Here is an 18524-nt window from a genome sequence, read left to right on the forward strand (position 1 = left end):
AGCACGCGCATGGCGCCAGGGCCGGCGGTCCTGCGTCCTCCCTGTGGCCAATGCCCATGGCCGCAGTTCTGCACCGGAGGCCCCCGCCTTGGTTCCGCTTCCTGAGATGCATAGCCGGCTGCCCGAACCCGCCCGATGCGTTCCAACAACGATGCTGACGCGCCGGAGGGACATCCTGTGAGCAACGGCCAGTTCCGGCGCTCCCTGCTGCCGGGGATCGAGCACATCTCTTTGGCGGCTGCGGAGGCCGCGGGGCTGGCCCGCTTCGCTGGCCTGCCGGCCAGTCTGCGTATCCTGGCGGAGGATTCCCTGCGTCACGGCGAGGATGACGCGGCCGCCGCCATCGCCGCCCGCGCGCCGGGTGCCACGATTCGGCTCCGCCCGGCCCGCATCCTCATGCAGGACAGCTCCGGCGTGCCGGTTCTGGCCGATCTTGCCGCTCTGCGCGACGCAGCCGATGACCCTTCGGCGGTGGAGCCGGCCATTCCCGTTGATCTGGTGGTGGATCATTCGGTGGAGGTGGATGTCCACGGCACACCCGATGCCGCGGAGGCGAATCTCGCCATCGAGTTCCGCCGCAACGCGGAGCGCTACCGGTTCCTGCGCTGGGCCGAGGGCGCCTTCCGCCGGTTCCGCGTGGTGCCGCCCGGGGCTGGCATCATTCACCAGGTGAATCTTGAGATCCTGGCCGAAGGCGTCGTGCTGCGCGACGGGCTGGCCTTCCCCGACACCATGCTGGGCACGGACAGCCACAGCACCATGGTCAATGCGCTTGGCGTGCTCGGCTGGGGCGTGGGCGGGATCGAGGCACTGGCGGCCATGCTGGGCCGCTCCGTCGCGCTGCGCGTGCCACGCGTGGTGGGCGTGCAGCTTTCCGGCCGCCTCGCCCCGGGAGTCACCGCAACCGACCTGGCGCTGACCCTGACCGAGTTGCTGCGGCGCCACGGCGTAGTGGGCAAGCTGGTGGAGTTCGACGGCGCTGGGCTGGACGCCCTCGCCCTCGCGGATCGGGCGACAGTGGCCAACATGGCCCCGGAATACGGCGCCACCATGGGCTTCTTCCCCGTGGATGAGGAAACGCTGCGCTATCTTCGGCTGACCGGCCGCTCAGAGGATAAGGTTGCGCTGGTCGAGGCCTATGCGAAGGCACAGGGCCTCTGGCGCGCGGATGGCGCGCGCGACTTCGACGAGGTGCTGCGTTTCGATCTCGGCGTGGTGGAGCCCTGCGTGGCCGGTCCTTCCCGCCCTCAGGAGCGGCGTCGCCTGGCCGAGATCCCGGCCACCCTGCCCCCGGCCCAGGATACGCCGGGGAATGCCGTAATCCAGAACGGCGACATCGCCATCGCCGCGATCACGAGCTGCACCAATACGGCCAACCCCGCCTCCATGCTCCGCGCCGGACTGCTTGCCCGCGCGGCACGCCAGCGCGGGCTTAAGCCGAAGCCGTGGGTGAAGGCCTCGCTCTCACCGGGCTCGCGCGTCACGACCGACTACCTAGCAAAGGCGGGACTGCTCGAGGATCTCGCGGCGCTCGGCTTCGCCCTCGCGGGCCATGGCTGCATGACCTGCATGGGCAACTCAGGGCCACTCGACCCCGTGATCGAGAGCACCATCCGCGAGAACGGGCTGAATGTCGCCGCCGTGCTCTCGGGCAACCGCAATTTCGAGGGGCGGGTGCATCCGCTCTGCCGGCTGGGCTATCTCGCCTCACCGCCGCTGGTCGTCGCCTATGCGCTGGCGGGGACGCTGCGCCGGAACCTGACCAGGGAACCGCTTGGCCATGACGCCGAGGGGCGCCCTGTGATGCTGTCCGAGCTTTGGCCCGACGAGGCAGCGCTGGCGCAAGCCGAGAGCATGCTCACCCCTAACCTGTATCGGACACGGGCCGAGGACGCATTCGCCGGCTCCTCTGCCTGGCAGGCGATGGCGGCGCCATCAGGCCACTGCTTCCCTTGGGATACCGGAAGCGGCTTCCTGCGCCCGCCCCCCTTCGCCACTGGTCCGGTCGCAGCGCCGCAACTGCTTGCGGATGTACGGGGCGCGCGCATTCTCGCCCTTCTCGGCGATGACGTGACCACCGACCACATCTCGCCCATTTCCCGCATTCCCGCGGACTCCGAAGCGGGATCCTGGCTGATCGCGCAGGGTGCGGCGCGGGACGACCTGCAATCCTACAGTGCGCGGCGCGTGAACCACGAGGTGATGGCGCGCGGCAGCTTCGCCAATCTGCGGCTGCGCAACTGGCTCGTGCCGGGGCGGGAGGGCGGCTTCACCCGGCTTTTGCCGGGCGAGGAGATCACCACCATCCACGGCGCTGCGGAGGCCTATGCCGCGGCGGGCGTCCCGGCCGTGGTAGTGGCCGGGCGCAACTATGGCGCGGGCTCGGCGCGGGACTGGGCGGCCAAGGGCACGCGCATCCTCGGCATCCGCGCCGTGGTTGCGGAGAGCTTCGAGCGCATCCACCGCGCCAATCTTGTCGCCATGGGCGTGCTGCCTCTGGCCTTCCAGCCCGGTGAGAGCCAGACGACGCTGGAGTTGACGGGAGAGGAGGAGGTGGACCTCCTTGGCCTGCCGGACGCCCTGCAGCCGGGCGGCACCGTGGTCGCGCGCTTCCGTCGAGGCGAGCGCAGCCTGGAAACGCGGCTGTTGTGCCGCATCGAGACGAAGGAGGAGGCCGAGGACCTGATCGGCGGGGGCATCCTGCCCCGCATTGCCGCGCAGTATCGGCGAGACCGGGCGGCGTAAGGGAAGATGCTGGGGGAGGTATCCCCCAGCATCTATCGTCCGTAGATCCGATCCAGCGCCTCGGCCACCCTGATCAACTGCTCCGACGCCGGGTCGAAGCGGTCCCCGCCAGCGAGGCGTGTCGCCCAGTTCGCTGCCGCGCGGCCGCCCCATTCGTCCGGCGGCGTCGCCAGCCTTTCCCGCGACGTGCCGCGGAAGCGCTCGGCGGTGAAGTCGTAGAAGGAACCATTCTGGTTGCGCAGCGCCGCGCCGCCCGCAGTGCCGTGGAACTCCGCCGCGATCACGGCATCACAACCCGCATGCAGGTTCCAGGAGCAGGTGAGACGCACCACCGCCCCGGTCTCCAGTTCCAAGCTGGCCACCGCATAGTCTTCCACCCGGTCGGTGCGCCCGGCCAGCGGCTCGCCACCGGCGAAGAGCGAGCCCTCCACGCGCGTGATCTTCGGGAAATCCAGCGCCCAAAGAGCAAGATCCACCAGATGCACGCCCAGATCCATCACGCAGCCGCCGCCCGAAAGCGCGGGATCACGGAACCACGGCTTGTCCGGTCCATAGGCGTTGTGAAAGACGAGATCCACCGCATAGGGACGTCCCAGCTCGCCGACCATAATGGCTTCGCGGATGCGGCGCATGCCCTCGGTGAAACGGTAGGACAGGTCCACTTCCAGCAGGCGGTCGGCCTTGCGCGCGGCTTCCACCACGGCGCGGACCTCTGTTGCGGTTCGGCCCAGTGGCTTCTGGCAGAACACCGCCGTGCCGCGCTCCAGCGCCTGAATAGATTGCGCGGCGTGCATCGCGCTTGGCGTAGCAATCACCACGCCGTCGACATCCAGGGACAGGATTTCGTCCAGGCTGCCAACGAGCTTGGCGCCCGGAGCGAGCTTCTGCGCCTCTGCCACCATGTCCGGTGAGGGATCGGCGATGGCCATAGCCTCAACCACCCCGGTATTCAGGATGGCCTGCATGCGGTGCCGGCCGATCCAGCCGACACCGAGGAATCCGATGCTCGGGCGCGTCACTGGAAGCGCACCACGGCTTTGAGAAAGCCGTCCGGCCGGTCCCGCGTGTCGTTCAACGCGGCATCCAGGCGCTCCAGCGGGTAGTCGTGCGTGAAGAGCGGTGTGGGATCGAAGGCGCCCGCCTCAATCGCCGCCACCGCATCGCGGATGCCCTGCACATAGATCTTCGGATCGCGCTCATGGGCATTGATCACGTCCAGGCCACGCCAGTTCCACAGCCACATATTCACCTGTCGTGGCCCATCCTGGTGGTAGCCAGCAACGATGAGGCGGCCCCGCTCCTTGCAAAGCTCCGCGGCAAGGTCGAGCGGCCACTGCTTGCCCACGGCCTCGATCACCACGTCGCAGAAGCTGCCATTGGTCAGCTCCTTCACCCGGCTGATGATGCCGTTGTGGTCTTCCATCGGAATGGTCTCGGCGGCGCCCATGTCACGCGCGAGGTCGAGGGAGAAGGGCCTCCGGGAGATGGCGATGACGCGGGCGCCCGCATTCGTCGCCAGCTTCGTCAGGATGGCGCCGAGAAAACCGACACCGATAATGGCGACCGTCTGGCCCGCCTTGATCTCGCTGCGCCGGAAGATGTTCATGGCGCAGCCCAGCGGTTCCCCGGGGAAGGGCTGGCCGGCGAGGGATGCCGGAAGCGGCACGACGTTCGCTGCGTCGGCAAGGTCGTATTCGGCATAGCCGCGATAGGTCAGGGCGGCGACGCGGTCGCCGATGGAAAGGCCCTGGACCCCCTCCCCGAGCGCGTCGACTGTGCCCCAGGCCTCATGGCCGAGATCGCCGGGCTCGGTGGGGAACTTCATCCAGTCCGGGCCGGACCAGGGCGTGAGATTGGAAGCGCAGACGCCGCAGCCTTCCAGGCGCAGGCGGACTTGCCCCGGGCCAGGCTCGGGGCGGGCGACCTGCTGCACCTGCACCTGGCCGGGCCCGGTCAGGACGGCGGCACGCATGCGCTCGGCGGTGGTACTCATGAAATTGTCCTGGCTGATATCCTGGCGCGCGCGTCCCTGCGGCCCGCGGCTGCCTCGAAGAAAAAACGAAGGGGTCCGGGGAAGAATTTCTTCTTCCCCGGCCTTTCTCAAACCGCGACCGCCGCCTTGGCCGGGGCGTAGCGCCGGATCATGGAAGCGCAGAATTCCGCGAACTCGGCCGGATCCTGGGGCGGGCTGGTGTGGTGCGGGGCAATGCCGCGATGCTCCGGCGTGAAGCAGAAGGTCACGGTCACGTCGAAATCAGCCAGCGCCTCCATCTGCCGGTCGAACCAGTCCAGCGCGTTGGGGCGGAAGCTGTCGGCCCAGGAGAGGCCGGTGCGGAGATAGGTGACGCCGAGGCGCTTCATCCAGGCCACCGCGTCATCCAGCCGGTGATCCTCGAAATGGAACCACTGGCACAGGCCCATATGCGGCGTGTGCTTGGCGAAGTTCTCGATGGCCGGCTTGGGCGATCCATCCTCGCGCAGCAGGCCCATGTAGAAATGGCGGTAATAGGAGGAGCCCTCGGCCTCCCGGTGGCGGGTGGTGGCGCCCCAGGCCTGCGGCAGGTCATAGAGGCTGTACCAGTGGATGCGCGGAGCCTTGCCGATCAGCAGTTCGGCCGTGCGGTCCACACCCCAGACCTGCACCTCTTCCGCCCCGAAAGTGGAGATGCCGACCTCACTCACCCAGATCGGCTTGTCCGTGACGGCGCGGATCTCCTGGATTTTCTCCGGCCACTCCCCGATCTTCCAGAGGTTCCAGTCGAGCGGGAAGCCGTGCACGGCCACCACGTCGATCTCCTCCATCACGCCGCGGCCCTCCATGTTCTGGATGAAGGACGGGTCGATGGGCGAAATGCCGCCGAGCACGCGCGGAATGTCGGGATTGGCCGCCTTGATGGCACGGCCGGCGGCCTTCGCCGTCTCCGCGAACATCGCCCAGCCCGGATCAATCTCGGGGTCCCAGTGGGACTTGTTGTTGGGCTCGTTCCAGATCATCGCGGCTTCGATCATGCGCGCGGTTCCTTTGTCGGGTAGACGGCGCCGGCGCCCCAGGGGGCTTCCACGCGCCGGCACAGATAGACCTCCTGTTCCGGGTGCTCGAGAATCTCGAAGCCGGCGGAGCGAAGCATGCCCTCCGCGGCCGCGGCATTCGGCACCCACCAGTTGGTCGGATCACCGGTGTAGCGATGTTCAATAAAATGCAGCTTCGGATAGGTTAAGCGATTGAAGATGGCCGTTTCCGCGAAGGGATAGTCACCCTCCAACGGCTCCACCTCCGTCGCGCCCCGCTGCATGGACTGGAACAGCAGCAGATCGCCGGCCACGTGCTCATGGATCAGGTCCAGCGCCAGCAACGGATGACGCAGGTGGTAAAGGACGCCCATGAAAATGACGAGATCGAAGCGCTCGCCCAGCGTGCCGACCTCATAAACGGAGAGGTTGCGGAACTCGGCCTCCAGCCCCGTCACCTCGGAAGCCAGGCGTGCCTGGGCGAGGTAGCGGTCGTCGGAATCGATGCCCAGCACGCGGGCCGCGCCGCGCCGCTTCATCTCCAGGGAGTAGAAGCCGGCGTTGCAGCCGATATCGAGCACGGTCTTCCCCGTCAGATCGGCAGGCACGACATGGGCGAAGTGCTTGAACTTGCTGGCGGGGTAGTTCCAAAGGAAGTGGTTCGGCGCGGTCTGAACGCCGCCAAGGTCGAGATTGTGAAACCAATCACCCAGGGCCTCGACGCGCCGGCGAATCTCTTCCTTGGAGAGGCTAGCGGCTTGGCTCATCGGGTCGCGTCCTCTCCAGCCATGGCAGGGCTAAGGGGTCCGAGGATCCGCACGGGCGCGGCGTCCAGTCGCGCGAGCACCTCCAGCAATTCATCCACACGGTGGGCGCAGCTATGGCGCGCGCGGATGGTTTCCAGCCCGCTCGCCACCACGGATTGCCGCAGCGCGGGGTCGTCCCGCAGAGCGCTGAAGTGGCGCACCATCTCGGCCTCGTCCCGCGCCGTCAGATAATCCTGGCCCGGGCGGAACAGATGCTCGGAATCCTGCCAGGGCGCGGATACGAGGGGAATTCCGCAGGCCAGCGCCTCAAAGACTCGGATGGTCGGGATGCCCGGCAACATTTCCACATAGAAGCGGCGTGGCACATGCACGGTGGCGAGATGGCGTGCAAAGATTTCCGGTGCGCGGGCATTCGGGAGCCAGCCCCGATAGCGCACGCCGTAGCGGCCCAGCATGGCCCGCGCCTCGTCCGGGTAGCGCACGCCGAAGATGTCGAGCGGCAGGCCGACAGTCTGTGCCGGGCGCATGAGGAAGCTTTCCAGCTCCGCCGTGCGCTCGCCATCGCCCCAATTTCCGATCCAGACCAGCCCCTCACGCGGGCCTTCCTCGGTGGGCGGGTGGAAAAGGCGCGTATCCGCCGCCTCATGCCAGACAAAGACGCGGTCGCCCCAGCCCCAGCCGCGATACACCTCGGCCAGGGTTGCGCCGAAGGCCAGCACGCCGTCATAGCCGTCCAGGTCGAAGCGGCGGATCGCCTCCGGATCGCTGACAGCGCGATGATGCGTATCGTGGAACAGCAAGGTGAAGGGCGCGCCGTTCCGGCGCAGGCGCCCGACTGCCGCCACCAGATCCGGCTCGTTCCACTCATGCATGATCACGAGGTCGGCGCCGTCCAGAGCGGCCTCTACCTCGCCGCAACCAGAGAAGGCGCGAGAGGTCAGCTCGGGATAATTCGCACGGAATGCATCCAGCCCGGCCTCGCCATGGTCGCGCAGCAGGTTTTCCAAGCTCCAGGCGCCCTGAGGCTCCAGCGACAGCACCTCATGGCCGCGATGCACCATGTCCCGCAGCACACCACGGAGGAAATGCGCGTTGCCGTGGTTCCAGCAAGAGGCGAGGGAGTGGGTGAGGTAAACGAGCTTCACGCGGCAGCAGTCCCTGGCAGCAACAGGCTGCGATACACCGCAAGCATGGTCTCCGCCATGGCCTCCACTGTGTAGCGCGCCGCCCGTTGGCGCGCAGCCTCGCCCAGCCGGGCGCGTTCAGCGCTGTTCTCCGCCAGCCCCGCGATGGCCATGGTGACGGCCACATCGTCCTGCGGCGGCACGAAAAGAGCAGCCCCGTCCCACAACTCCCGGAAGCTCGGGATGTCGGAGAGGACGAGCGGGCAGCCAGCCTGAGCGGCCTCAAGAACGGCGAGCCCAAAGGGTTCGTAGAGCGCCAGGGATACGTAGATCGGAGCCGCGCGGAGCCACGTGGCGAGCGCGGTTTCGTCCAGCCGGCCCAAGCAGCGCAGATGCGTGACCGAGACCCTGGTTCCATCCGGTCCGTCCAGCGGCCCTGCGGCAAAGACGGGCAGATCCAACCGTGCCGCGGCACGGTCGAGCGTTTGGATATTCTTGCCGGCATCCCAGAACCGGCCGGCTGTAAAGGCCATAACCGGCGGCACTTCCGCCAATGCGGTTCCCGCCGCAGCAATCGGCCTGCGGCCATTATGGACGGCAACGGGCATCCGGGGCAGTGCATAACGGCGTGCCGTCGCCTCTGCCAGGGCGCGACTCGGCACCACCAGGGTGGAGGCGGAAAGGAAGCCGCGCCGCATCAGATCGGTGCGCCAGGCGAAATCCGGCGGCAAGTCGCCACCGCGCACGGCGTCCCACCAGGTTGCGACGCAAGAATGGGACACGGCCAGGACGGGCACCGGGAAGCCACCACCCGCGGCATGGGCGGGGCTGTTGAGATGGATAAGATCCACCCGCGTCTTCTGCGCCAGGGCCGAGAGTGCCTGCCCCGCACGCAGCACCACCTCGGATTGACCCGCGAGCCAGTCCAGCGGCAGCCCTGTAAGCTGGATCTCCAGCCCGGGGACTGCCGCTGCCTGCGCCATCTGGTCCGGCGTCGGATCGGGACCGAGCACCGCCAGCACCGTCGTCACGCCATGCGGGGCAAGCCCGGCCGCCAGATCCAGCGCATAGGTCCAGACCCCACCCGCCGCATCCGCCGTCATCAGCAGGCGGAGGCCGTCTTCCCCGCCGGAAGTCACGCGCTTGCCGGTTCGGGCGCGGCGCGCTCCTGCCGCAGCCACTGGGCCAGCGCGGCGACGCCTTCACGCCAGGGCCGGGCCGGGCGCAGCCCGAGTTCACGAATCGCGCGGCTGGTGTCGGACACGTAGTAGCGCTGATCCCCGGCCCGCCAATCGGAATAATGCGTCTCGACGGGATGGTTGGTCAGGTCGCCGATATGCCCGAGCAACTGCCGCAGGCTGATCGCATTGGCCGGCCCGCCGCCCAGGTTGAAGGCGCGGCCACTAATCGCACCGATGCGACGCCAAGCCGCGAGATAGGCGTCCACCGCATCGCCGACATCCAGCACGTCCCGCACCTGGCAGCCATCGCCGAAGATGCTGACGGGCTCGCCGCGCAGCGCGCGGAGGACGAAATGGGCGACCCAGCCTTGATCCTCGGTGCCCATCTGGCGCTGGCCGTAGATGCAGCTCATCCGCAGCACCGCCGTCGGTACGCCAAAGGAGCGGCCAAAATCAAGGACATACTGGTCCGCCGCGCCCTTGGAGCAGCCATAGGGCGTGTGGAAGTCGAGTGAGCGATCCTCGCTGACGCCGCGCGCGCGGATAACGGGATCAACGGGCACATAGGCCTCGCCCTCCAGCTCCAGCGCGATATCCGCCAGGTCACCATAGACCTTGTTGGTGCTGGCGAAGATCAGCGGCACCTTCCCGCCCCGGCGCCGCAGCGCGTCGAGCAGGTTGAAGCTGGCCGCGAGGTTGATGTCGAAATCTTCGCGCGGGTCGATCAGGCTGGTGGTCACCGCCACCTGCGCCGCCATGTGAAAAACCGCGCCGGCTTGACCGGCCGCCGCGGACAGCGAGGCCGTGTCGCGCACATCGGCAATGGTGGCCGAAATGCGCTTCGGATGACGGCGCTTCAGCCAGGCGAGATTGGTGTCCACACCCGGGCGCGAAAGCGCATCATAAATAAGAACGTCATGACCCTCGGAGGCCAGACGGTCCGCGAGGTTGGAGCCGATGAAGCCAGCGCCGCCGGTGACGAGGATAGGCTGCCGCCCTGTGACGGCCGGGGCGGCCGGTGCCGTGGAATGGGTCACGCCACGAGTCCCCGCAGCTCCAGTTCGTTCCGCGCCTGACTCACCCGGTCGCGCGCCTGCTGCTTCGCCACCCATTCGGCCAGTTCCGCCAGATCGGCGTTGAAGTCGAGATGCTGGGTCTCGTAGCCCAGCTCCTGCCGCGCCTTGGTGATGTCCGGGATATTATGGCGGATATCGCCCGCACGGGCCTTGCCGGCGATCTCCGGTGCCAGACCGTTACGGCCCATCGCCTTGGCGAGATCGGCAGCCACATCCTGCACCGTGCGATCCACGCCGCTGGCGATATTGAACACGCCGCCCGGTGCGTTCTGGTGATCGAGGGCAAGAAGGAAGGCGCGCGCCACATCCTCGACATGAACGAAGTCACGGCGCTGCAGCCCATCTTCGAAAATCATCGGCGGCTGGCCATTCTGTAGCCGCGCGGCGAAGATCGCGAGCACGCCGGTATAGGGGTTAGAGAGCGCCTGCCCGGCGCCATAAACATTCCACAGACGCAATGCCACACCCTCCATGCCATAGGCGGGCGCGACATTGAGCGTCAGGCGTTCCTGCGTGTACTTGGTAATGGCGTAGACTGAAGCGAGATTCGGGCGCTTCCACTCCGGCGTCGGCACGGGGATAAGAGGGCGCCCCTGCGAGTCCACCGGGTCCCAGGGGGCATCAGGCCCGCTGCGCGGCGTACGAATCGCATCTTCAACCAGCTTGCCATCCGCGTCGCGATACAGGCCCTCACCATAAATGCTCATGGAGGAAGCGACGACAACGCGCTTGACCGGATTGTCGATAAGTTGCTGGAACAGCATCGCCGTGCCGCCGTCATTGACCGAGACGTAGCGGTCGATCGCGTACATGCTCTGGCCGACGCCGACCTCTGCGGCGAGGTGCACGACCTTATCGATACCCTTCAGTGCCCGGCGCACCGCGTCGGCATCGCGCACGTCGCCGGTGATGACCTCCACATCCGCGTCGAGACCGTCCGCGCCACGATCGGCGTGCACCTGCTCGATGAAGCTGTCGAGCACGCGAACATGATCACCCCGGTCGAGCAGGGCGCGGGAAACATAGCGCCCAATGAACCCGGCTCCGCCGGTGATCAGGATCGATTCGGCCAAATGCTCGCCCTCCAGTCCTCACTCGCGACCATCCACAGGCCTCGATGCTCCCACGGGAGTTATGGAGCGCCTGGCCTCCCGGCCCTGTCCATCCCCTGGGGAACTCGGGATTCTCTAACCGTTCCGGGAGGTTTGAAGAAGAGCAATGGCCCTATCACATTTTCTTGTAATCAGAGTGAGATAACGCCCGCCATCCGGGCTTGCATTGTCGGCCATCGACAGCGACAGCTAAGTAGATGCAGCAGATGGCGGCTCGCCGGGCGCTGCGGAAACAGGAAACCGACGTATCTGATGGTCGCTCCGCTACGTATGTCTGCCCATCGCCAGCCTCCGACGCAACAGCCGTCAGAAGGCGTCCCGTCGTGAGCCGGGGCGGACTCCGCGTCGCTGTCGTTGGCGTCGGCAATTGCGCGTCCTCCTTCGTGCAGGGCCTCACCTATTACCGTGATGCCGCGGCGAATGAGCCGGTGCCGGGGCTGATGAATGTCGAACTTGGTGGCTACCACGTGCGGGATATCGAGGTCTCCGCGGCCTTCGATGTGAACGCCGCCAAAGTGGGGCGCGATCTGGCCGACGCCCTGCTGGCGCCGCCAAACAACACCCATCGATTCGCGGAGGTGGCGCCGACCGGCATAAAGGTGGAACGTGGCGCGACCTTCGATGGCCTCGGGCGCTATCTGAGCGCCGAGATCACCGAATCGGACGCGCCGGTCGCCGATGTGGCCGGAATCCTGGAGCGGTCGCGGACCGACATCCTGGTCTCCTACCTGCCGGTCGGCTCCCAGCGCGCCACGGAATGGTATGCGGAGCAGGCCTTGAAGGCCGGCTGCGCCTTCGTGAACTGCATTCCCGTCTTCATCGCCTCCAACCCCGAATGGCGGAAGCGCTTCGAGCAGCGCGGCCTGCCGATCATCGGGGACGACATCAAGAGCCAGGTCGGCGCCACCATCGTGCACCGGGTGCTGGCGAACCTGTTCCGCGAACGCGGCGTGCGCCTTGACCGCACCTACCAGCTCAATTTCGGCGGAAATTCCGACTTCCTGAACATGCTGGAGCGCGAGCGGCTGGAGTCGAAGAAGATCTCCAAGACCCAGGCGGTGACCAGCCAGTTCGACATCCCCCTGCCGGCCGAGAACGTGCATGTCGGGCCAAGCGACCATGTGCCCTGGCTGACGGACCGCAAATGGGCCCAGATCCGGCTGGAAGGCACGGGCTTTGGCGGCATGCCGCTGAATATCGAGCTGAAGCTGGAGGTGTGGGACTCGCCGAACTCCGCCGGAGTCGTGATTGACGCGGTGCGCTGCGCCAAGATTGCGCTGGACCGCGGAATCGCGGGAGCGCTGGTTGGGCCATCGAGCTATTTCATGAAGTCCCCACCCCAGCAGTTCACTGATGACGAGGCCCGCGAGCGCACCCTGCGCTTCGTGGCGGGCGAGGGCTGAGGTGGACGGGTGGCCACCACCTTCTTTCTCGTGCGGCACGCCGCCCATGACCGCGTGGGCAGCGTGCTCTGCGGCCGGATGCCGGCCGTGAGTTTGGGCGAGCCCGGCCGCCGCCAGGCTGCCGCCCTGGCGGAACGATTGGCGGGCGAGCGAATCGATGCCGTCTATACGAGCCCGCTGGAGCGCGCGCGCGAAACCGCGGCCCCGATCGCAGCCCGCCTGGGTCTTGCGCCAAGGGTGAGCGAGGCCATGGTGGAAATCGACTTCGGTGACTGGACCGGCCGCACCTTCGAGTCGCTTGAGGGCGATCCGGACTGGACCCGCTGGAATGGGGCGCGCGCCACTGCGCGCGTGCCGGGCGGCGAATCCATGGCGGAGGTTCAGGCCAGGGCGATCGGCGGATTGGAGCGCCTGCGGCGGGCCGATGCGGAGGAGCGGATCGTGGTGGTCAGCCACTGTGACGTGATCAAGGCCGTGCTGGCCTCGTATCTTGGATTGACCCTGGATGGACTCGCCCGTTTCGACGTCGCGCCCGCCTCGGTAAGCGCCGTGGTGTCCTGGGATGGTGGAGGAAAGGTGCTGAGCATGAATGAGGCGGTAGCGGCATGAGGATCGCCTTCTACGGCTCGAGCCTTCTCTCTTCCTATTGGAACGGGGCCGCCACCTATTACCGGGGCATGCTGCGCGACCTCGCCGCGCGCGGCCACCAGATCACCTTCTATGAGCCCGACGCCTTCGGCCGGCAGCAGAACCGAGACATCGAGCCGCCCCCCTGGGCGGAGGTGCGCGTCTATCCCGCGACCGAGGAGGCCGTCCGCGCCGTCATGGAAGAGGCCGCGCAGGCCGATGTGGTGGTGAAGGCCAGCGGCGTCGGCGTGTTCGACGATGTGCTGATCACCGGCCTTCTCGCTGCCGCGCGCCCCGACGCGATCCGCATCTTCTGGGATGTGGACGCCCCCGCGACGCTGGCCGAGATCACTCCGGTGCCAGATCATCCCCTGCGTCGCGCCCTGCCCTCGCTCGACCTCGTGCTGACCTATGGTGGCGGTCCGCCGGTGATCGCGGCCTATGAGGGACTCGGCGCCCGGCGCTGTGTGCCCATCTACAATGCGCTCGATCCCGAAACGCATCATCCCGTTCCCCCCGATCCGCGCTTCTCGGGGGATCTGAACTTCCTTGCCAACCGTCTGCCGGACCGCGAGGCGCGGGTGGAGCAGTTCTTCCTGGACGCCGCCGCGCGACTGCCGGATCGTAGCTTCCTGCTGGGAGGCAATGGCTGGCACGACAAGCCGATGCCGCCAAATGTCCGGCAGATCGGCCATGTCGGCACACGGGATCACAACGCCTTCAACACCTCCTCCCTGGCGGTGCTGAATGTCGCGCGGGACAGCATGGCCTCCGTCGGCTACTCGCCAGCCACCCGCGTTTTCGAGGCGGCCGGGGCGGGCGCCTGCCTGATCACCGATGCCTGGGTCGGGCTGGAACTCTTCCTGGCCGAGGGCGATGAGGTGCTGGTCGCGCGTGATGGCGCAGAGGTGGCGGAGCATGTCCGCAACCTTACCCCCGAGCGCGCGAAGGCGATCGGAGAGGCCGCGCGCCAGCGCATCCTGGCCGAGCACACCTATGCGCGTCGCGGCGCTGAAGTGGACGCGCTGCTGCGCCATGAGGCTGCGCGGGTGAGAGAGCGGGGCGTGCCGGCGTGACCGACGGCGCACCACTCCGAATCGTCGTTCTCGGCCTCAGCCTCTCCTCCTCCTGGGGCAATGGCCACGCCACGACCTATCGCGCACTGCTGCGTTCCTTCGTGGGGCGCGGGCATGATGTGCTGTTCCTGGAACGCGACGTACCCTGGTATGCCCAGCACCGAGATCTGGCCGCTCCCGATTTCTGCAGGCTGGAACTCTACCGCGATCTGTCCGAGCTTGAGGCCTGGCGCGGCGCGATCGCCGACGCGGATGCGGTGATCGTTGGCTCCTATGTGCCGGAAGGCGTGGCGGTCGGCCGCATGGTGCAGGACACCGCGCGCGGCGTGACCGCCTTCTACGACATCGACACGCCCGTGACGCTCGCCAAGCTGGAGCGTGGCGACGAGGAGTATCTCTCCCCCTCGCTGATCCCGGGTTATGATGTCTATCTCTCCTTCACCGGCGGCCCGACGCTCGATCGGCTGGAGCGGCAATATGGCTCACCAGCGGCGCGGCAGCTCTATTGCTCCGTCGATGCCAGCGCCTACCGCCCGCTCGACCTGCCTCCGCGCTGGGACCTGAGCTATCTCGGCACCTACAGCCCGGACCGCCAGCCGACGCTGGAGCGACTGCTGCTAGAGCCCGCCCGCCGTGCGCCGGAACTGCGTTTCGCCGTGGCGGGGCCGCAATACCCGAACGACATCGCATGGCCTGCGAATGTGGAGCGCATCGACCACGTGCCGCCGGCCGAGCACCCTGCCTTCTACGCGCGCAGCCGCTTCACCCTGAACGTGACGCGCGCCGACATGATCCGCGCGGGCTACAGCCCCAGCGTCCGCCTTTTCGAGACCGGCGCCTGCGGCGTGCCGATTATTTCCGACCGATGGGACGGAATTGACACCCTTCTTCGCCCGGATGAGGAAATCATCCTCGCCGATGAATCCGATGACGTGCTCCGCGCGTTGCTCGACATGCCCGAGGCACGCCGACGCGACATGGGACGGGCTCTGCGCGAACGCGTCCTTGGGGAGCATACGGCGGCGCATCGGGCGGCCGAGCTGGAGGCGCATCTCCGCGAGGCCCTCTCCCGGCGCGCCGCTCTCGGTCAACCCGCGGACGAACAGGTGACCTCGTGAGGAACGGCAAGACCAAGCTCGTTATGGTCGTCGGCGGGGCCGGCTTCCTTGGCTCCCATATCTGCGACGTTCTGGTCGGCGCGGGCCATCACGTCCTGTGTGTCGACAATTTCCAGACGGGTCAGCGGGAGAATCTCCGGCACCTGCAACGCGATCCGCGCTTCGACCTGATCGAGGCTGATATCGCGGAGCCCCTGCCCGCCTCGCTCGGGTCTGATCGCGTGCGGCCCCATGCAATCTTCAATCTCGCCTGCGCCGCTTCTCCGCCCCAGTACCAGGCGGATCCCGAGCACACGATGATGACCTGCGTGCTCGGCACGCGCTCGCTGCTGCGGCTGGCCGAGGCAACGGGCGCGCGCTTCCTCCAGGCATCGACGAGCGAGATCTACGGCGATCCCGAGGTTCATCCGCAAGGCGAGGATTACTGGGGTCATGTGAACGCGACCGGCCCCCGCGCCTGCTACGATGAGGGCAAGCGCGCGGCCGAAACCCTGGCCTTCGATTTCGCCCGCGCCGGCCGCGCGACCGTGCGCGTGGCCCGCATTTTCAACACCTATGGTCCTCGCATGCGCGCCGATGACGGTCGCGTCGTGTCCAACGTCATCACTCAGGCCCTGGCGGGCGAGGACATCACCATCTACGGCGATGGCAGCCAGACTCGCTCCTTCTGCTACGTGGATGACATGGTGGACGGCCTTGTCCGGCTCATGGCCTGCGAACCAGAGCCGCCGGGCGCAGTAAATCTGGGCAATCCGGTGGAGCTGACCGTTGTCGACCTCGCGCAGCGCGTGCTGGCCCTGACTGGCTCCCGCTCACGCCTCGTGCGCCTGCCGCTGCCCAAGGACGATCCCCGCCGGCGCCGCCCCGATATCGCCCGGGCGAAGGCGCTGCTGGGCTGGGAGCCGCGGGTGCCGCTGGCGAAGGGCCTGGAGGCGACCGTGGCCTGGTTCCGGCGCGAACTGTCTCCGCCAGTGCAGCCGACGCAGCCCCCCTTGCCGGCCACGGCCAGCCGCCCGGACTGAAGGCGCCGGCAAGCCGGTTCAAATTCGGATGCTTGTTTACGGGGATGTCCCGCGCCGGGAGGCGCCGCGCGCCAAGCTCGCCGCGCTGGCCCGGGCACTCCGGGAAGTCCAGACCCTGCCTCCGGGCCTGGATCGGCATGCCATGCTCACAGCCGCCCTGATCGATGCCGGGGAACTGGCGCAGGGCCTAGCCGATGCCGATTTCGTGGAACAGGGCTTGGACGCCGTCTCGCCAACCGCGGACGCGGCCATGGCGCTGCTCGCCCGGATCGCAGAGGCGCTCTGCCGGTCCTGGGAGAGCGGCTTCACGCAGTTGGACCCGGTACCCGAGGCCGAGATCGCGGCCCTGGCCACCTTGGCGCTTCCTGAGGTCACGCAAAGCAAGCGTGCCGAGGGCTTCGCCTATTACGCGCTCTACCCCGAGGCCTATGCCAGCGCGGCGGCGGCACTGGTGGGTGGGCCTCCGGTGCGGGTCATCGGGCTGCGCTCCATCGGCGCAACTCTGGGAGCCGTGGTGGCGGCCCGGCTCGGCGCCCCGCCGGCCCGGACCCTGCGCCCGGTCGGGCATCCCTTCCGGAGAAGCCTTGCTGTGGCCGAGCCGCTGGCGGCTGAACTTCTATCCGATCCCGCCGCCCGTTTCGCCATTGTGGACGAGGGCCCGGGCCTCTCGGGCAGCAGCTTCGGCGCGGCCATGGACTTCCTGGAGGGAAACGGCGTGGCTCTGTCGCGCATCCATGTCTTCCCTGGCCATGGCGGCGAGCCCGGTCCGCAAGCGGCCCCGGAGCACCGGGCGCGTTGGCAGCAGGTCCAGCGCCATCTCATCACCTTCGAGAACCTGCTCCTCTATCCGCCCCGTCCCGAGCACCGGCTCGAAGGCTGGGCGGCCGATCTGCTCGGCCCACCTGACGGGCCGTTGGAGGACATCTCGGGCGGCAACTGGCGCCAACTGCGCTTCTCCGGGGCCGCCTGGCCGCCCATCCATCCTTATATGGAACGCCGGAAATTCCTCTTCCGCGGCGCCGAAACCTCCTGGCTGCTGAAGTTCGTGGGGCTGGGGCGGCACGGGCTGGAACAGGCGGAACGCGCCCGGCGCCTCCACGCCGCCGGCTTCACGCCGGAGGTCGCGGGGTTCCGGCACGGCTTCCTCGTCGAACGTTGGATGGAAAAGGCCCGTCCCCTGGATCCGGCGAGTTGTGACCGCGGGAGCCTGGTCACTCACCTCGGGCGCTACCTCGCCTTCCGGGCGCGACAGCTGCCAGCGGGACCGGGGGACGGTGCCTCCGCGTCCACCCTTTGGGAGATGGCGCGTCATAACGCGACGGAAGCGCTGGGAGAGACCGTCGCGGCCAGGATGGACTGGTGGAAGCCGCAGCTTCCTTCACTGGCAGCAAGCATTCGGCGCGTCTGGACCGACAACCGGCTCCATGCCTGGGAATGGCTGGTCCTGCCTGACGGCCAGTTCCTGAAGACCGATGCGGTGGACCACGCGGCGGCGCATGACCTGATCGGCTGCCAGGACACTGCCTGGGACGTGGCGGGTGCGACGGTGGAGCTGGACTTATCTGAGGCTGAGCGGAGCCGGCTGCTCGAAATCCTCGCACGCGAGACCGGCCAGGCCCCTGACCCGAAGCTGCTCGCCTTTCTCACTCCCTGCTATCTGGCCTTTCAGCTGGGCTATCACAGCATGGCGGCGGAGGTGTCAGGCAGTGAGGATGCGGCCCGGGCACGCGACGCTGCCGCCCGGTATGCTGCGGCGCTGCGGCGAACCCTGACCGCAGGTTAAGGCGGCGACGCGGCGGCCTTCTTCAGGATTGCGCCGGCGCTGCTGGCTGCATCTCGGAGAAGAGCTCGCCCCCCACGGCCCAGTCCGACCTGGCTACATCAACCATGACGACCTGCACGCTTTGGGGCGTGCCGCCCGCCGTGGCGACAAAGGCTTCCGTCAGTGCCTTGGCCAGGGCGCGCTTTTGTTCGGCCGTGCGCCCGGCGAACATCTCGACATGAATCATCGGCATCGTGGGAACTCCTGGAAAATGGGTGGATGGATGCCGTACCCGGGCCAGGACACCTGGCCGGGCCTGCGGCAGCCGGCCAGGCAAAGCCGTTTCCTCGGGAGAAACCCGGCACGACGGTTCCGTTAGCTTCGGATGCCACGCCTGGAAACGACCAAACCTCGCGGAAGCCTAGGGTCCTGCCTGGTGGCCGACAACCAGCCCTGGGCAAGAACAGAGGGGGCCTGCGGGCGGCAATCCGGACTTGACCCG

The 18524-nt window shown here is 67.7% G+C and carries 16 protein-coding genes; 7 read left to right on the forward strand and 9 right to left on the reverse strand.

Going from position 1 to position 18524, the window contains the following annotated elements; translation table 11 throughout:
• Window positions 1–135 precede the first annotated feature (135 nt).
• On the forward strand, window positions 136–2745 hold the full coding sequence (gene acnA, locus ACO1BU_RS09230) for an aconitate hydratase AcnA (protein WP_424135639.1): 2610 nt from the start codon (window positions 136–138) through the stop codon (window positions 2743–2745).
• Window positions 2746–2777: 32 nt separating this feature from the next.
• On the opposite strand, the gene ACO1BU_RS09235 is transcribed toward acnA, so the two are convergent.
• From ACO1BU_RS09235 to ACO1BU_RS09270, 8 genes are all read right to left on the reverse strand, one after another.
• Complete coding sequence (locus ACO1BU_RS09235; protein ID WP_424135640.1) at window positions 2778–3764, reverse strand: Gfo/Idh/MocA family protein; 987 nt, start codon at window positions 3762–3764, stop codon at window positions 2778–2780.
• Complete coding sequence (locus ACO1BU_RS09240; RefSeq protein ID WP_424135641.1) at window positions 3761–4738, reverse strand: MDR/zinc-dependent alcohol dehydrogenase-like family protein; 978 nt, start codon at window positions 4736–4738, stop codon at window positions 3761–3763. The genes ACO1BU_RS09235 and ACO1BU_RS09240 overlap by 4 nt, the downstream gene beginning before the upstream one ends.
• A gap of 107 nt (window positions 4739–4845) precedes the next feature.
• The gene (locus ACO1BU_RS09245) at window positions 4846–5754 is read right to left on the reverse strand and encodes a glycoside hydrolase 5 family protein (protein WP_424135642.1); all 909 of its coding nucleotides are present in this window, start codon (window positions 5752–5754) and stop codon (window positions 4846–4848) included.
• Window positions 5751–6521, reverse strand: a complete 771-nt coding sequence (locus ACO1BU_RS09250) for a TIGR04290 family methyltransferase (RefSeq protein WP_424135643.1) — start codon at window positions 6519–6521, stop codon at window positions 5751–5753. The genes ACO1BU_RS09245 and ACO1BU_RS09250 overlap by 4 nt, the downstream gene beginning before the upstream one ends.
• Entirely contained in the window at window positions 6518–7666 is a 1149-nt protein-coding gene (locus ACO1BU_RS09255; protein WP_424135644.1) for a CgeB family protein, read from the reverse strand. Before ACO1BU_RS09255 ends, ACO1BU_RS09250 begins: the two co-directional genes overlap by 4 nt.
• Entirely contained in the window at window positions 7663–8826 is a 1164-nt protein-coding gene (locus tag ACO1BU_RS09260; protein ID WP_424135645.1) for a glycosyltransferase family 4 protein, read from the reverse strand. Before ACO1BU_RS09260 ends, ACO1BU_RS09255 begins: the two co-directional genes overlap by 4 nt.
• Complete coding sequence (locus tag ACO1BU_RS09265) at window positions 8781–9863, reverse strand: NAD-dependent epimerase/dehydratase family protein (RefSeq protein WP_424135646.1); 1083 nt, start codon at window positions 9861–9863, stop codon at window positions 8781–8783. Before ACO1BU_RS09265 ends, ACO1BU_RS09260 begins: the two co-directional genes overlap by 46 nt.
• On the reverse strand, window positions 9860–10975 hold the full coding sequence (locus ACO1BU_RS09270) for an NAD-dependent epimerase/dehydratase family protein (protein ID WP_424135647.1): 1116 nt from the start codon (window positions 10973–10975) through the stop codon (window positions 9860–9862). Before ACO1BU_RS09270 ends, ACO1BU_RS09265 begins: the two co-directional genes overlap by 4 nt.
• 362 nt (window positions 10976–11337) lie before the next feature.
• Here ACO1BU_RS09270 and ACO1BU_RS09275 point away from each other — a divergent pair, with 362 nt between their 5' ends.
• The 6 genes from ACO1BU_RS09275 to ACO1BU_RS09300 are packed head-to-tail and all read left to right on the forward strand — an operon-like array spanning window position 11338 to window position 18043.
• Window positions 11338–12417: an inositol-3-phosphate synthase gene (locus ACO1BU_RS09275; RefSeq protein ID WP_424135648.1), complete on the forward strand. Its 1080-nt coding sequence runs from the start codon at window positions 11338–11340 to the stop codon at window positions 12415–12417.
• Between the two features lie 9 nt (window positions 12418–12426).
• Window positions 12427–13026: a histidine phosphatase family protein gene (locus ACO1BU_RS09280; protein WP_424135649.1), complete on the forward strand. Its 600-nt coding sequence runs from the start codon at window positions 12427–12429 to the stop codon at window positions 13024–13026.
• Window positions 13023–14120, forward strand: coding sequence for a CgeB family protein (locus tag ACO1BU_RS09285; protein WP_424135650.1), 1098 nt, complete (start codon window positions 13023–13025; stop codon window positions 14118–14120). The genes ACO1BU_RS09280 and ACO1BU_RS09285 overlap by 4 nt, the downstream gene beginning before the upstream one ends.
• Entirely contained in the window at window positions 14117–15238 is a 1122-nt protein-coding gene (locus tag ACO1BU_RS09290; protein ID WP_424135651.1) for a CgeB family protein, read from the forward strand. Before ACO1BU_RS09285 ends, ACO1BU_RS09290 begins: the two co-directional genes overlap by 4 nt.
• Window positions 15235–16260 carry a UDP-glucuronic acid decarboxylase family protein gene (locus ACO1BU_RS09295; protein WP_424135652.1) on the forward strand — a complete coding sequence of 342 codons (1026 nt, stop codon included), beginning with the start codon at window positions 15235–15237 and terminating at the stop codon, window positions 16258–16260. Before ACO1BU_RS09290 ends, ACO1BU_RS09295 begins: the two co-directional genes overlap by 4 nt.
• A gap of 28 nt (window positions 16261–16288) precedes the next feature.
• The gene (locus tag ACO1BU_RS09300; RefSeq protein ID WP_424135653.1) at window positions 16289–18043 is read left to right on the forward strand and encodes a hypothetical protein; all 1755 of its coding nucleotides are present in this window, start codon (window positions 16289–16291) and stop codon (window positions 18041–18043) included.
• Between the two features lie 22 nt (window positions 18044–18065).
• On the opposite strand, the gene ACO1BU_RS09305 is transcribed toward ACO1BU_RS09300, so the two are convergent.
• Window positions 18066–18275: a 4-oxalocrotonate tautomerase gene (locus tag ACO1BU_RS09305; RefSeq protein WP_424135654.1), complete on the reverse strand. Its 210-nt coding sequence runs from the start codon at window positions 18273–18275 to the stop codon at window positions 18066–18068.
• Window positions 18276–18524 lie beyond the last annotated feature (249 nt).

The organism is Roseomonas chloroacetimidivorans, assembly GCF_049629625.1.
Classification (GTDB): domain Bacteria; phylum Pseudomonadota; class Alphaproteobacteria; order Acetobacterales; family Acetobacteraceae; genus Roseomonas; species Roseomonas chloroacetimidivorans.